11 protein-coding genes are annotated in these 14,565 nt (G+C 67.3%); 10 read left to right on the top strand and 1 reads right to left on the bottom strand.

Translation table 11 applies throughout. The features are described from left to right. The first annotated feature begins 232 nt into the window (after positions 1 to 232). Positions 233 to 2,698 (top strand): glycoside hydrolase family 94 protein, encoded by a 2,466-nt coding sequence (locus GGR36_RS21135; protein WP_183638399.1) that lies wholly within the window; start codon positions 233 to 235, stop codon positions 2,696 to 2,698. Between the two features lie 75 nt (positions 2,699 to 2,773). Here GGR36_RS21135 and GGR36_RS21130 read toward each other — a convergent pair whose 3' ends face one another. Beyond that, complete coding sequence (locus tag GGR36_RS21130; protein ID WP_183638396.1) at positions 2,774 to 3,004, bottom strand: hypothetical protein; 231 nt, start codon at positions 3,002 to 3,004, stop codon at positions 2,774 to 2,776. 214 nt (positions 3,005 to 3,218) lie between these two features. Between GGR36_RS21130 and GGR36_RS21125 the strand changes: the two genes are divergently transcribed. The 9 genes from GGR36_RS21125 (at position 3,219) to GGR36_RS21085 (ending at position 14,508) form a co-directional block, all read left to right on the top strand. Then, positions 3,219 to 3,434: a VF530 family protein gene (locus GGR36_RS21125; protein WP_183638393.1), complete on the top strand. Its 216-nt coding sequence runs from the start codon at positions 3,219 to 3,221 to the stop codon at positions 3,432 to 3,434. Positions 3,435 to 3,605: 171 nt separating this feature from the next. Beyond that, on the top strand, positions 3,606 to 5,864 hold the full coding sequence (locus GGR36_RS21120; protein ID WP_183638389.1) for a TonB-dependent hemoglobin/transferrin/lactoferrin family receptor: 2,259 nt from the start codon (positions 3,606 to 3,608) through the stop codon (positions 5,862 to 5,864). Then, the gene (cobN, locus tag GGR36_RS21115; RefSeq protein ID WP_207064574.1) at positions 5,864 to 9,922 is read left to right on the top strand and encodes a cobaltochelatase subunit CobN; all 4,059 of its coding nucleotides are present in this window, start codon (positions 5,864 to 5,866) and stop codon (positions 9,920 to 9,922) included. Before GGR36_RS21120 ends, cobN begins: the two co-directional genes overlap by 1 nt. Before the next feature lie 800 nt (positions 9,923 to 10,722). Beyond that, positions 10,723 to 11,265: a MotA/TolQ/ExbB proton channel family protein gene (locus GGR36_RS21110; RefSeq protein ID WP_207064573.1), complete on the top strand. Its 543-nt coding sequence runs from the start codon at positions 10,723 to 10,725 to the stop codon at positions 11,263 to 11,265. Continuing rightward, positions 11,262 to 11,579 carry a DUF2149 domain-containing protein gene (locus GGR36_RS21105; protein ID WP_183638386.1) on the top strand — a complete coding sequence of 106 codons (318 nt, stop codon included), beginning with the start codon at positions 11,262 to 11,264 and terminating at the stop codon, positions 11,577 to 11,579. The genes GGR36_RS21110 and GGR36_RS21105 overlap by 4 nt, the downstream gene beginning before the upstream one ends. Next, positions 11,576 to 11,842, top strand: coding sequence for a hypothetical protein (locus GGR36_RS21100; RefSeq protein WP_183638384.1), 267 nt, complete (start codon positions 11,576 to 11,578; stop codon positions 11,840 to 11,842). The genes GGR36_RS21105 and GGR36_RS21100 overlap by 4 nt, the downstream gene beginning before the upstream one ends. Positions 11,843 to 11,844: 2 nt before the next feature. Continuing rightward, on the top strand, positions 11,845 to 12,696 hold the full coding sequence (locus tag GGR36_RS21095; protein WP_183638382.1) for a ChaN family lipoprotein: 852 nt from the start codon (positions 11,845 to 11,847) through the stop codon (positions 12,694 to 12,696). A 24-nt stretch (positions 12,697 to 12,720) separates the two neighbouring features. Further along, complete coding sequence (gene rpsD, locus GGR36_RS21090) at positions 12,721 to 13,332, top strand: 30S ribosomal protein S4 (protein ID WP_183638379.1); 612 nt, start codon at positions 12,721 to 12,723, stop codon at positions 13,330 to 13,332. A 228-nt stretch (positions 13,333 to 13,560) separates the two neighbouring features. Further along, positions 13,561 to 14,508 carry a bifunctional riboflavin kinase/FAD synthetase gene (locus GGR36_RS21085; protein ID WP_183638366.1) on the top strand — a complete coding sequence of 316 codons (948 nt, stop codon included), beginning with the start codon at positions 13,561 to 13,563 and terminating at the stop codon, positions 14,506 to 14,508. The last annotated feature ends 57 nt before the right edge of the window (positions 14,509 to 14,565 follow it).

Raw genomic sequence — 14,565 nt, 5'->3', positions numbered from 1 at the left:
CGGATGATGCCGTCGGCGATGACGCGTGAATTGCCCTTCCTTTCCATTCCTTGCACAAACCCCGGATTTACTGGGTTGCAGCGGTTTGCCACGCGCTTTCATGCGCCAGAATGCGCAGCAACTGAACCCTTACCCACTGCCTGCTCCTTCGATTTTCGGGCCGTGCCGCCCCCTTTGCGTACCGCGACCGATCCGGTCGCCAGAGCAATCGGCCAGCCCGTCGGAAACCACCATGAAACCCGAAACCGCCTCCCCCTACGGCCACTTCGACGACGCCACCCGCGAATACGTCATCACCCGCCCCGACACACCCCTGCCCTGGCTCAACTACCTCGGGCAGGACGAGTTCTTCGGCCTGTGCACCAACACAGCCGGCGGCTACAGCTTCTGGAAGGACGCCAAGCTGCGGCGCCTGACCCGCTACCGCTACAACAACGTGCCCTACGACCTGGGTGGCCGCTACTTCTATGTGAATGATGGCGGCGAGGTCTGGAACCCGGGCTGGAAGCCGGTCAAGGCCAAGGGCGTGAAGTACGAATGCCGCCACGGCCTGGGCTACACCCGCATCGTCGGCGAACGCGACGGGCTGGAAGTGGAAACCCTGTTCTTCGTGCCGCCGGGTGAGAACCTTGAAGTGTGGAAGGTGACGGTGCGCAACAAGTCGGCACAGCGCAAGACGCCGAAGCTGTTCTCCTACCAGGAGTTCTGCTTCTTCGAAGCGCTCAACGACATGACGAACTACCAGCGCACCTACTCGATCGGCGAGGTCGAGGTGGAGGGTTCGGCGATCTATCACAAGACCGAATTCCGCGAGCGCCGCAACCACTACACGCTGTTTGCCTGCACCCGGCCGATCGCCGGTTTCGACACCTCGCGCGACGCCTTCGTCGGCATCCATGAAGGGCTGCACGAGGCAAAAGTACCCTTCGCCGGCCAGGCCACCAACTCGGTCGCCTTCGGCTGGAACCCGATCGGCTCGCACCAGATCAATCTGGATCTGGCGCCCGGCGCCGAGGAATCCTTCGCCTTCGTACTCGCCTATGTCGAACAGGGCGAGGCGCCGAAGTTCGACGCGCCCTTCGTGATGAACAAGTCGGTCGGCCGCGCGATCGTCGAGAAGTACTCGGCGCCCGGTGCAGTGGATGCTGCGCTGGCAAACCTGAAGGCCTACTGGGACGCGCTGCTCGGCAACTTCCAGGTCGACTGCCCGAACGAGCACGCCCAGCGCATGGCCAACACCTGGAACCAGTACCAGTGCATGGCCACCTTCAACATGAGCCGCTCGGCCTCGATGTACGAAACCGGCATCGGCCGCGGTATGGGCTTCCGCGACTCGAACCAGGATCTGCTCGGCTTCGTGCACATGATCCCGAGCCGCGCGCGCGAACGCATTCTCGACATCGCTGCGACGCAACTCTCGGACGGCACCTGCTACCACCAGTACCAGCCGCTGACGAAGAAGGGCAACGCCGACATCGGCGGCGATTTCTACGACGACCACCTGTGGCTGGTGCTCTCAACCTGTGCGTACATCAAGGAATCGGGCGATACCTCGATCCTGCAGGCGCCGTGCGCTTACGCCGACAAGGCGTATGAAAACGTTGTCACCGATACGCTGCTCGATCACCTCGAAACCTCCATCGCCTACACGATGAAGAAGCGCGGCCCCAACGGCCTGCCGCTGATCGGCCACGCGGACTGGAACGACTGTCTCAACCTGAACTGCTTCTCGACCGAGCCGAACGAATCCTTCCAGACCGCTGGCGACGTGCGCGACTCGAAGGCCGAGTCGGTGATGATCGCCGGCCTCTTCCTCTACGCCGCGCGCGAAATGGCTGGGCTCTATGAGCATCTGGATCGCAACACCGACGCCGCGCGGATGCACGGCCACTACGCCGAGATGCTGGAAACGGTGGAACGCGTGAGCTGGGACGGCGCCTGGTACACCCGCGCCTACGCGGCGGATGGGTCGGTGGTCGGTTCGCACACCAACGCCGAAGGCAAGATCTTCATCGAGAGCCAGGGCTGGTGCGTGCTCGGCGGCGCCGGCGCCAACAACGGCCGTGCGCGGCAGGCGATGGAATCGGTGCACCAGCACCTCTACACGAAGAACGGCGTGGTGCTGCAGCAGCCGGCCTACTCCGCCTACGATCTGCGGCTAGGCGAGGTGACCTCCTACCCGCCAGGCGTGAAAGAAAACGCCGGCATCTTCAGCCACAACAACACCTGGATTCACCTCGCCTGGTGCCAGCTCGGCGAAGGCGACCGCGCGCTGGAGTACTACCTCTCGATCTGCCCCTCGGCCAAGCAGGACCAGATCGACACCTACCGCGGCGAGCCCTACGTCTATGCCCAGATGATCGCCGGCAAGGATGCGCCCTGCTTTGGCGAAGCCAAGAACAACTGGCTCACCGGTACCGCGGCCTGGACCTTCGTCGTCGTCAGCCAAGGGCTGCTCGGCATCAAGCCGGACTACGCCGGCCTGCGCGTCGCCCCCTGCATCCCGAAGGACTGGCCCGGCTTCACCGTCACCCGCCGCTTCCGGGGTGACACCTACGCCATCACCGTGCGCAACCCGGATGGCGTCAGCAAGGGGGTGAAGGCGCTACGCCTCAATGGCACTGAAATCGACCCGACAAAACCGATTCCGGTGGTCGGCGACGGTAGCACGCACAGCGTCGATGTCGTGCTCGGCTGACGCGCGGCGGGCAATTGCGGCCTGATCGACCCGCGACGTCGCTCGCCGCGGGCGATCGGCCCGGCGCGGCGACGTTCAATCCGCTGCGGCCACTTGCGCCACTTCATGATGCGCAACCACGGTGATGCGGGGAACGTCCTGCGCGTCGGGCGCCTGTGCAGGCGCTTGCGCAACGCCCGGCGCAACAGGGTCCGCACGTCCGAAGCTCATGCCTTCACCGACCCCCAGCGCGGTCGTGAGGGTAAGCACGGCAAACACGGCGACGAGGATGCTGTTCATCTGGTCATCAAGACGATTCGTGTTCATGGCGGACTCCTTCGTGTTTCGGGGGTGATCACTGCGATCACCGTGACGCCACTGTGCGCCCCGCCCGCTGCAACTTCGATGACCCTTGCCGCAGCGCAGATGTGACCCATTCACACTGCGCGCCGCGCTGCGGCGAATCCGCTGCGACCGGTGTATCGTGGCGCGACCCATGCAGTCCGCGCACGGGCGCCACCCACGGAAGCACGCCACACCGATGTCTGCCGAACAACCGAACAACCCGCTGCACGGCTACAAGCTCGAAACGATCCTGACCGAGCTGGTCAGCCGCCACGGTTGGGACGGCCTCGCCGAGCGCATCCCGGTGCGCTGCTTCGTGTTCGAGCCGAGCATCAAGTCCAGTCTCAAATTCCTGCGCCGCACGCCTTGGGCGCGCGCCAAGCTCGAAGCCCTGTACCTCACGCAAGCCTGACCCGCCCTCCGGGCAAACCCACCGCGCCAAGACCCACGACGCCCCGCTGACACCGCCGCTGCGCGCGCCGGCCCGGCGCGCCGCGCAGTCGCTTCGGCTTGCTTTGCGATTGCGAATCGTTCGCATTTGCATTACTGTAAACGCCGACACGAACCACTCCACAACAATCAAATGCCCACGAACCTGTCTGCCTCCCCCGCCAAACGCTTGCGCCCGATGGTTCTGGCGCTGCTTGCCATCTTTGCCGCCCCCGCCTTTGCCGCCGAAACCCAGCTTGCCGACGTGGTCGTCAGCGCCAGCCGGCGCGACAGCAATGCCGCCGATGCCTCGCTGACGATCACCCAGCGCAGCGCAGCCGATATCGAAACCCAACAACCGGTGGATGCCACCGCGCTGGTGGCCGACGAACCGGATGTTGCTGTCGGCCGCGACCGCCGCCGCTTCGGTGCCACCTCCTTCAACATCCGCGGCATCGAAGACAACCGCGTGCTGATGCTGGTCGACGGCGTGCGCCTGCCCGACTACTACTCGCGCGGCGGCCCCTCGAACATTTCCACCGCCACGCGCGACATGCCGGAACAGGACTTCCTCAAGCGCGTCGAGATCGTGCGCGGGCCGGCTTCCAGCCTGTATGGCTCGGATGCGATCGGCGGCGTCGTCAGCTTCGTCACCAAGGACGCAAGCGACTTCATCACCCAGGGCAAGACGGTCGGCGGCGAACTTGTCCTGCACGGCGCCAGCGCCGACCAGAGCTGGGGCACCACCGGCAGCGTCGCCGCCAAGGGCGAAAACGTCGAAGCCCTGCTGATGGTGAGCCGCCGCGAAGGCCACGAACTGGGTAACCAGGGCGATGTGGATACGGTATCGGTCAGCCGCACCGCGCCGAACCCGCAAGACAACAACGCCACGGAAACGCTGGCCAAACTGGGCTGGACGCCGAGTGCCGAACACCGCTTCACGCTGTCGCACGAGACGCGCAAGTCCGAATCCGACACCGAACTCAAGCGCCTCTCCACCTCGCTGCCGCGCGTCACCACCGCCAGCGGCACCGAAGACAACGAGCGCCAGCGCGCCACGCTCGGCTACACGTGGACGCCCACCAGCGGCGTGCTCGATCGCCTGGTGGCCAGCGCCTCATGGCAGAAGAGCGACATCCTGACCGATACCCTGCAGCGCCGCAGCGGCACGACCGCCACCTGCTCCGCCACGCTCGCCGGCAAGAATGAATGCGACGTCGCCCTGGGTTTTGAGTTCGGGCAGGAACAGTGGGCGGCTTCGGTGCAGGGCGAGCGCACCCTCACTTGGGGCAGTAGCACGCACCTGCTGATCGGCGGCCTCGACTGGCTCGACACGCACAGCGAAGAGCTGCGCACCGCCACCCGCACGAACCTCACCACCGGTACCGTGGCAAACGCACTGGCCGGCGAAACCTTCCCGCTGCGCGACTTCCCGCCCGGCAGCACGCAACAGATCGGCGTGTTCCTGCAAGACGAAATCCGCCTTGCGAAAGACAGCATCATCATCACCCCCGGACTGCGCTGGGATAGCTACGATCTCTCGCCCGAAGCCGATCCGCTCTACGACACGCACACCTCCAAGCCCGCGGTATCCAAATCCGATTCGGCCGTATCGCCGCGCATCTCGGCCCTGTGGCGGCCGACCGATCCGCTCACGCTCTACGCGCAGTGGGTCACCGGCTTCCGCGCCCCGAGCTACGAAGAGGTGAATGGCAGCTTCATGAACCTTGCCCAGGGCTACGGTTCCAGCCCCAACCCCGATCTGGAGGCCGAAAGCAGCCAGGGCATCGAAATCGGCACCCGCTGGACGACGCAAAGCCTCGCACTGAGCTGGGCGGCCTACCACAACCGCTACGAGAACTTCATCGAGCAGGTCGTCCTCAACTGCCCGGCTGACCCGGCCTGCATTGCCGGCCTGAAGACCACCTACCAGTACCGCAACCAGAACAAGGTCACGATCTACGGCACCGAGCTGCGCGGCGCCTGGCAGTTCGCGCCGCAATGGAAGCTTGACGGCGCCACCGCCTGGGCGCACGGCACCAACGACACGACCGATCAACCACTCAACACGGTTGAACCGTTGCGCGCCACGCTCGGCCTGAGCTGGCAGCGCGACGCGCAGGCCACGCTGGGCAGCAGCCTGCGGATGCGCGCGGCCGCCGGGGTGAGCCGTGTCGATGAAAGCAGTGGCGAACTGTACAAGCCGGGCGGCTGGACCACCTTCGACGTGTACGCCTGGTGGAAGCCACTCGCCCACACCCGCCTTAACCTGGCGCTGACCAACCTGGCCGATCGCAAGTACTGGCTGTGGAGCGATGTGCGCCAGGTCGGCCTGGCGGCCAGCGACCCCGGCCTCGACTTCTACACCGCCACCGGCCGTGCCGTGTCGGCCAGCCTTGCGGTGAGCTTCTGATGCGCCTGCAGCAGCGCGTGCCCTTCGCGGCACCACGCCTGGTGCTGGGGATCTGCATGGTGGGTTTGCTGCTGTGGTGGATGATCACGCCCGCCGCCGCAGCCACCCCCACCGTGCGCATCCTCACCGCAGCGCCGGTGCCGGCCGCCAAGTTCGCACTGCTCGCCGAGGCGGGCCGCAAGGCGGGTCTCGTCATCGAGCACCGCTACGCCGAGCAGTTCTCGCCCGACGAGGCAGCCGGCTGGCTGGCCGGCGCGGCGTTCGTGATCGTCGATGCGCCGCGTGCGCACATCGTCGATTTCGTCATGAGCAAGCTCGGCCCGGCCTGGGCCGAGGCCCGCACCCCGCGCGTGCTGCTGATGACCGAAGGCGCACGCGCCTTCGGTACCGACGCGGCTTTCGCCAGCACCCTCAACAGCTACTACCAGAACGGCGGCGTCGCCAACTTCGATGCCGCCATGCGCCTGATCGCCGCGCGCCAGCTCAAGCTGCGCGAAGACGCGACGATCCCGCCGCCGATCGTCTTCCCCAAGGCGGCCTGGTACCACCCGAAGCTGCCGCAGGGCGTGAGCCCGCGCATGAGCGATCTGCCCGGCCGCCGCGACGTGCCGCAGATCGCGATCGCGCTGCACCAGGCCTATGTCAGCAGCGGCGAAACCGCCTTCATCGACGCCCTGATCCGCGACATCGAGGCCGCCGGCGGCCGCGCCCTGCCCTTCTACACCCCGATGATGGAGCCGGACGCCTTCACCCGCCTGCTCGCGCCCGCCGGCAAGCCGGTCGCACAGGTATTGATCAACACCCAGATCGTGCTCGACGCGCAGGCGCGCAAGGCGGAGTTCGAGAAGCTCGGCATCCCGGTGCTGCAGACCATGGCTTACCGCAAGGGCGATGCCGCCGACTGGGCGCGCGACCGCGAAGGCGTGAGCCTGATGGACGTGCCCTTCTATCTCGCGCAACCGGAAATCGCCGGCACGATCGATCCGATGGTCGCCGCCGCCGTCGCCAAGCCCAGCGGCCGCACCGAACCCATCGCCGCGCAGGTGCGCAGCGTGGTCGGCAAGGCGATCAATCTCGCGCGCTTGCAAACCACCCCTGCGGCCGACAAGCGCGTCGCGATCCTGTTCTACAACTACCCGCCCGGCGAGCGGAACCTCTCGGCCAGCTTCATGAACCTGCCGGCGAGCCTGCACAACACGCTCGCCGCGATGAAACAGCACGGCTACAGCACCGACGCGCCGGACGAGAAGACGCTGATCGAGCAACTCGGCCGCCTGCTCGCCCCGTTCTACCGTGACGGCCAGCTCGAAACCCTGCTTGACGCCGGCCTCGCCGCCTGGCTGCCGATGCGCGACTACCGCCGCTGGTTCGATGCGCAATCGCCCGAACTGCGCGCGGAAGTGGCCGCCCGCTGGGGCAAGCCGGAAGCCAGCGCGATGGCCACCACCCACAAGGGCGAGGCCGGTTTCGTGATCCCGCGCCTGGCGCTCGGCAATGTCGTGCTGATGCCGGTGCCGCCGCGTGGCGAACGCGACGAAGCGAAGGAAAAGGCGATCTACCACAACACCAAGGAGCCGCTGAACCACTTCTACCTCGCCGCCTACCTGTGGGCACGCGAGGGGCGCAACGCCCTGGTGCACTACGGCACCCACGGCACGCAGGAGTGGACACCCGGCAAGGAACGCGGCCTCGCGGTCAGCGACCAGCCCTTCGTCGTGCTGGGCGATGTGCCGGTGATCTATCCCTACATCGTCGACGACGTCGGCGAGGCGATCCAGGCCAAGCGCCGCGGCCGCGCCACCATCGTCAGCCACCAGACGCCGGCCTTCCGCCCCGCCGGCCTGCACACCGAGCTGAACGACTTGCACGACCTGCTGCACCAGGTGATCGGGCAGGAAACCGGCAGCGTGCGCGAGCGACTGGTGACGCAACTGCTGGACGGCACTGAAAAGCTGCACCTCTTCGCCGATCTGGGCACCACCCGCGCCGCCGCGCAGGCCAATCTGCCCGCCTGGCTGAACCAGCTGCACGACCACCTGCACGCGCTTGCCAGCCAGTTGCAACCGATCGGCCTGCACACCTTCGGCCGCGCGCAGCGCGACGAGGTGCGCCTGTTCAGCACCATGGCGATGCTGGGCAAGGACTTCCTCGCCCGCGTCTTCCCCGAGGAACCCGAAGAGCTGTTTGCGCAGGATTTCTCGCGCATCACCGAATCGAAACCCTTCACCTTCCTCAAGCCTTACGTGCTGGAAGGCCGCCCGAGCAGCGAGATCCGCGATGCGAAGCTGCGCGAGGATGCCGAGCGCGCCCAGCGCTACTTCGCCGCGCTCGACCCCGCGCCGGAACTCACCGGCCTGCTCGCCGCGCTCGACGGCAAGCACCTCGCCACCGGCACCGGCGGCGACCCGATCCGCAACCCGGATTCGCTCACCACCGGCCGCAACCTTTACGGCTTCGACCCCTCGAAGGTTCCGAGCAAGGCGGCCTGGGAAGCCGGCCGTGCGGCCACCGAAGCCCTGCTCAAGGATCACCGCGCGCGCAAGGGCAGCTACCCGAGCAAGCTCGCCTTCAGCCTGTGGAGCGTCGAGACGATGCGCCATGCCGGCATCCTCGAAGCACAGGCGATGGCCGCGCTCGGCGTGCGGCCGAAGTGGGACGAAGGCGGCCGCCTCGTCGGTGTCGAACTGATCCCGGCGAAGGAACTGGGCCGCCCGCGCGTCGACGTGGTGCTCTCGGCCACCGGGCTGTACCGCGACCACTTCCCCAACGTGATGAAGTGGCTCGCCCAGGCGGTGAAGCTCGCCGCTGCCGCCGACGAGCCGGACAACGCCGTCGCCGCCAGCACCCGCGAGATCCGCACCGCGCTCGCCGCCAAGGGCTTGCCCGCCGCGAAGCTCGACAACCTTGCGCTGACCCGCATCTTCTCCAGCGAATCGGGCGGCTACGGCACCGGCCTGGACGAAGCCACGCTCGCCAGCGACACCTGGGGCAACGACGCAGGTGAAGCGCGCGGCGACCGGCGCGCCGGCGAAGCGAAGATGGCGCAGCTCTACCTTGCCAAGATGCAATTCGGCTACGGCCCGGACGAAGCCGAATGGGGCAGCAAGCTCGAAGGCGGCAACCTCTACGCCGAAAACCTCAAGGGCGTGCAGGCCGCGCTGCTGGCGCGATCGAGCAACCTCTACGGCATGCTCACCACCGACGACCCCTTCCAGTACCTCGGCGGCCTCGGACTCGCGGTGCGCCACCTCACCGGCAAGTCGCCCGAGCTGCTGATCTCCAACCTGCGCGACCCGCGCGAGGCCCGCACCGAAACCGCCGCCGGCTTCCTTTCCACCGAACTGCGCACGCGCCAGTTCCACCCCGGCTGGATCCAGGCCATGCAGGCCGAAGGCTACAGCGGCGCGCTCAACGTGCTCGACGCGGTGAACAACTTCTGGGGCTGGACCGCGGTGGCGCCGGAAATCGTGCGCGACGACCAGTGGCAGGAATTCGCCGAGGTGTATGTGCGCGACAAGTACAAGCTGGGCGTGAACGAATGGTTCGAACGCGAGGCCCCGCAAGCCCAGGCGCAGATCATCGAACGCATGCTCGAAGCCGCCCGCAAGGGCTACTGGAAGACTGACGAGAAGACCGTGCGCGAACTCGCGCAGCGCTGGCAGCAACTCGCCAGCAAACACGAGCTGCGCAGCGACAACGCAAAGTTCAGCGCCTACGTGGCCGAGCAGGCTACCAGCGCCATGCCGGCCGGCTTCGGCGTGGCACGCCCGGCCGCCGCGCCGGCCGCTTCGGCGCCCGCCCCCTCCCCCGCGCCAAGCCCTGCGCAGACCGTGCAGCCGCCGATGGAAGCGGTAAAGCCCAAGGTGCAGGGCATGGTGCTGGAACAGAAGAAGCCCCGCGTCGAAGCCGCGCCGGTGGCGCTGAGCTGGTTGATCGGCGGCGCGCTGATGCTGTTGGCGCTGCTGGGCGGGGCCGTCCGCGAACTGGCACGGCCGGGCAAGCGGCTGGTGGATGCGCTTGCTGGCGGGAACGCGGGCACGCTCAGGAAGGCTGCGTGAGAGATGGCATTGCCTTCAGAACCGCTGCGCGCGTTTGGCTGTCGTCGCCCTCAAGCCGGGTCCAGCCCCGGCGGGCGGGTTTCTTTCTTTGTGCGAACAAAGAAAGAAACCAAAGAAAGTCGCCCCGCTTCAACGCCCCTTGCTGCGCAAGGGATCCCCTGCGCTGCTCGAAGCACCGGGTGGCTGCGGAACTCGGCCCTGTGGGCCTCAAACAGTCCTCGCCACCGCCGCTACGCGTCGGAACCCGATGCTTCTGTGCTGCTCGGCGTTTCAGAGGGGGAGGTAAAAGCGTCGATGTGCAATCGCGACCGGATCTTCGTCGCTCGGATACTGACGGCAAGCCGTGAAACCGCGACGGTTTTGACCTTGGGTCCCGTCGAGAGCGCCGAGCCGCGCAGCGGGGTCGGGGGATCGGCGCTCAGCGCCGACGGCGAGGACTGTCTGAGCGGCGGGCGCAGCCCGGCGCGAGTTCCGCAGCCGCCCGACTTCGCGAGCAGCGCAGGGAAGTCAGGCGCGCAGCGTCTGACCGCGAACGGCGGAAGCGGGGTTTCGCGGAGCACTGCTCCGCGCCGCTGGAGCGGGCAGTGTGTGCAAACACTGCACTACTTCGGGTGCCCTTCTCTTTGGTTCCTTTCTCTTGGGCAAGCAAGAGAAAGGAACCCGGCCGCCGGGACGGACTCCCGGCCAACGCGCGCCTGCAGACTCGCCCAGCGCCGGGCCGCGCAACACCCCACCCATTCAACGCCCAGCGTTAAACCCCAAACCCACTCATCACCCTAAGAAACCCAAGACCGAAGCTCATGCAATCCACCGCCCTCGAAACCCTGATGTACGACATCGCGCAGCTCTTCATGCTGCCCGTCCTGATCCTCGTCGCCGCAGCCTTCCTCTACGCCTTCTGGGCGCTCGGCAGCTTCGCGGTGCAAGCGGTGCAGCGCGCCCGCAAGCTCCCCGGCGAAGGCGCCGGCTATCCGCTGATCGCGCAAGTGCATGCGCACCACCTGCACCTGCGCGACGACCAAGAACTGGCCGCCCACAAGCTGATGGAAACCGACCGCATCGTCACCCGCGTGTGCCCGATGCTCGGGCTGGTGGCGACGATGATTCCGATGGGGCCGGCGCTCAAGTCGCTCTCTGACGGGCAGCTCGCAGCGGTGAGCCAGAACCTGATGATCGCGTTCTCGGCGGTGATCCTGGCGCTGATCGCGGCGAGCATCACCTTCTGGATCGTCAACGTGCGCAAGCGCTGGCTGGCCGAGGAACTGCAATGGCTGGCGGCGCATCCGCACGCGGCGATCCACGTCGTTGCGCCCGCATCGGCTGCCGTCGGAGCGGCGGCATGAAGTTCCTCGCCGACCACGACAGCGACGACCCGATCCTCTCGGTCGTGAACCTGATCGACGTGTTCCTCGTGATCATCGCCGCGCTGCTGATCACGGTGGCGCAGCACCCGCTCAACCCCTTCACGCTGCAGGACGTCACCGTGATCAAGAACCCCGGCAAGCCGGACATGGAGATCGTCATGAAACAGGGCGAGAAGCTCACCCGCTACGAAGCCAGCGGCAAGATCGGCGGCGGCGACGGCGAAAAGGCCGGCGTCGCCTACAAGATGAAAGACGGTTCAATGGTCTACGTGCCGGAGGGCGAAAAACCATGATGCCGACGTCCGACACCACCGAGGCAGAGCGCAGCCGGCCGGAACTGGCATTGGCCGCCGCGCTGCATCTGCTTTCATCCTCGGTGGCGCGCGGCATCACCGCTGCGAAGACGCAGGCGCTGGTGCAGCACCTGCAGCGCCTGGCGAACGACGACTCAATCGACGCCACGCTGCGCCAGGCCTGCGCCGACCTGCGCGCGCAATGGGCCGGCTCGCTGACCACGCACTGCGCCGGCTGCGCGCAGCACGCCACCTATCGCTAAACATGACACGCACCCTGCTGACTGCATTGCTCGCCGCTGTGCTCGCCGGTAGCCCGATCGCGCCGACACACGCCGCGCAGCCCGATCCGGCGACGCTCGCCCAGGCCATCGCGCCCTACCCGCTGGTGCTGCTGGGCGAGGTACACGACAACCCGCAGGTGCACCAGCTACGGCTTGATGCGCTGCGGCTGCGCGTGGCTGCTGGCTGGCGCCCGGCGCTGGTGATGGAGCACTTCGACCGCGAACGCCAGGCCGACATCGACCGCGCACGTCGCGAGCACCCACGCGACGCCGATCACCTGATCGCGCAGGCCGGTGGCCCGCGCTGGCCCTGGCCCCTGCTCAAGCCGGTAGTGGCGCTGGCGCTCGATCACGACTTGCCGATCATCGCCGCCAACGTTTCGCGCGCCGACGCCGCCCGCGCGATGCGCGAAGGCCTGGGCGCGGTGCTGCCCGCCGAGGTGCTTGCAAGTGCAGGCCTGCCGCAAGGCGCACGGCCACCGCTCACGGATTCGCTCATCACCGGTCAGAAGCAGGCCATCGACGCCGGCCACTGCGGCCACACGCCGCCCGAGATGCTGCCCGGATTGGTGCAGGCGCAGCTGGCGCGCGATCTGTTCATGGCCGCCCAGCTGCGCGCCCACGCCAGCCGCGGCGCGGTGCTGCTGGCCGGCAACGGCCATGTGCGGCGCGATATCGGCGTGCCGCTCTGGCTCACCGACTTGCCCGGCGTGTTCGCCGTGAGCCTTGGCGAAGACGATTCCGACGCCGCCCGGTTCGACCTCAACCTCACGCTGCCCGCCATCGAGCGCGACGACCCCTGCGCCGCACTCGCCAAGCCCGCGGGCCGCTGACGTTCACCCTGTTACGGAGTATCCATGTCCCGTTTTACCGGCCCCCGCCTCAAAGCCATGCGTGCCCTTGGCGTCGAACTGCCCGGCCTGTCGCGCAAATCGATCGCCGATCGCCCGCATCCGCCCGGCCAGCACGGCAACCGCCTGCGCAAGAAATCCGGCTTCGGCCTGCAGTTGCAGGAAAAACAGAAGCTGCGCCTGAACTACGGCCTCTCGGAACGGCAGATGCGCCGCATGATGAGCGATGCCAAGCGTGCGCAAGGTTCGGCCGGCGACAAGCTCGCCGAATTGCTCGAATGCCGGCTCGACAACGCGGTGTTCCGCGCCGGTTTCGCGCCCACGATTCCGGCGGCGCGCCAGCTGGTAAATCACTCGCATTGCCTGGTCAACGGCCGCGCGGTGAACATCCCCTCGTACCGCCTGCGGATTGGCGACGTGATCGCGCTGCGCGAGAAAAGCCGCAAGCACCCCGTGGTGCAGGAAAGCTTCGGCGAGCCCGCGCTCACCCGCCCCGAATGGCTCAGCTGCGATGAGGCCGCCCGCACCGCCACCGTGGCACACCTGCCGGCGCTGAGCGACATCCCCTTCCCGATCGAGATGCAGCTGGTCGTCGAGTACTACGCCCAGCGCCTGTAAGCGAGCAGCGGCCCGCGGGCGCGGCAGCCTCAACCCGGATCCGGACGCTTCCCGAGCGCCTGCGGATCCTGCCCGCGGGTCTTCCCCCGCGCGGCCATCGAGCCTTATCCCTCTCAAGGGCCGGTGGCCGCGCGATCTTTTTCGCGCCCTCCATTCCCCGCCGCCCTGGCTTGGCAGACCAATGCGGCACTGCCGCAGGCTATAATTCGCGTTTTTTGTCAGACGCTTATGCTGGTCTTCCGCGGCCTTCCCGATCGCGCTGAACACGGTTCGGTGCTCACGATCGGCAACTTCGACGGCGTGCACCGCGGCCATCAGGCCCTGCTGCAATTGCTCGTGCGCGAAGCGCGCGAGCGCGCGCTGCCGGCCACGGTACTGACCTTCGAGCCGCATCCGCGCGAGTTCTTCGCCCCGGAATCCGCCCCGCCGCGTCTGTCTCGCCTGCGCGAGAAGCTCGAATACATGGCCGAATGCGGTGTCGATCGCGTCTATGTGCTGCGCTTCAACAAGGCGCTCGCCTCGCTCGATGCCGAGGCCTTCGTCGAGAACGTGCTTGTGCGCGGCCTGGGCGTGCGGCATCTGTTGATCGGCGACGATTTCCGCTTCGGCCGCGGCCGGGGTGGCGATTTCGCGTCGCTGCAGCAGGCCGGCGAAACCTGGGGCTTCCGCGTCGAATCGATGCCGACGCTCGACTTCGACGGCGAACGCGTGTCGAGTTCGGCGGTGCGCGATGCGCTGGTCTCCGGCGACATCGAACGCGCCGAGCGCCTGATCGGCCGGCCCTACACGATGAGCGGCCGCGTCATGCACGGCGACAAGATCGGCCGCACGATCGGCTTCCCGACCGCGAACATCCAGATCAAGCGCAACCGCGCGGCGTTGCATGGCATCTACACGGTGACCGTGGATGGCATCGGCGACAGCCCCTGGCCGGGCGTTGCGAGTCTTGGCAACCGGCCGACGATCACCAAGAACGGCGCAGCGCGGCTGGAAGTCTTCCTGTTCGGTTTCGACGGCGATCTGTACGGCAAGCACCTGCAGGTGCACTTCCTGCACAAGCAGCGCGACGAGCAGAAGTACGGCTCACTGGAAGAGTTGACCGCGGCGATCAACCGCGACTGCGAGATCGCGAAGGAAGTGCTCGCGCAGCATCGAATTCCGGTGCCGGCGACCTGAGCGGTCGTCGGCGCCCCGCCTTGTCGGCGGCAGCCCTGCGTGAGTCCCCCGCGGCGC

Origin of the sequence: Niveibacterium umoris (genome assembly GCF_014197015.1) — a bacterium.
Taxonomy (GTDB): Bacteria; Pseudomonadota; Gammaproteobacteria; order Burkholderiales; family Rhodocyclaceae; genus Niveibacterium; species Niveibacterium umoris.
Note: the sequence above shows the minus strand (reverse complement) of the source record. Positions and strands in the feature narration are given on the sequence as shown.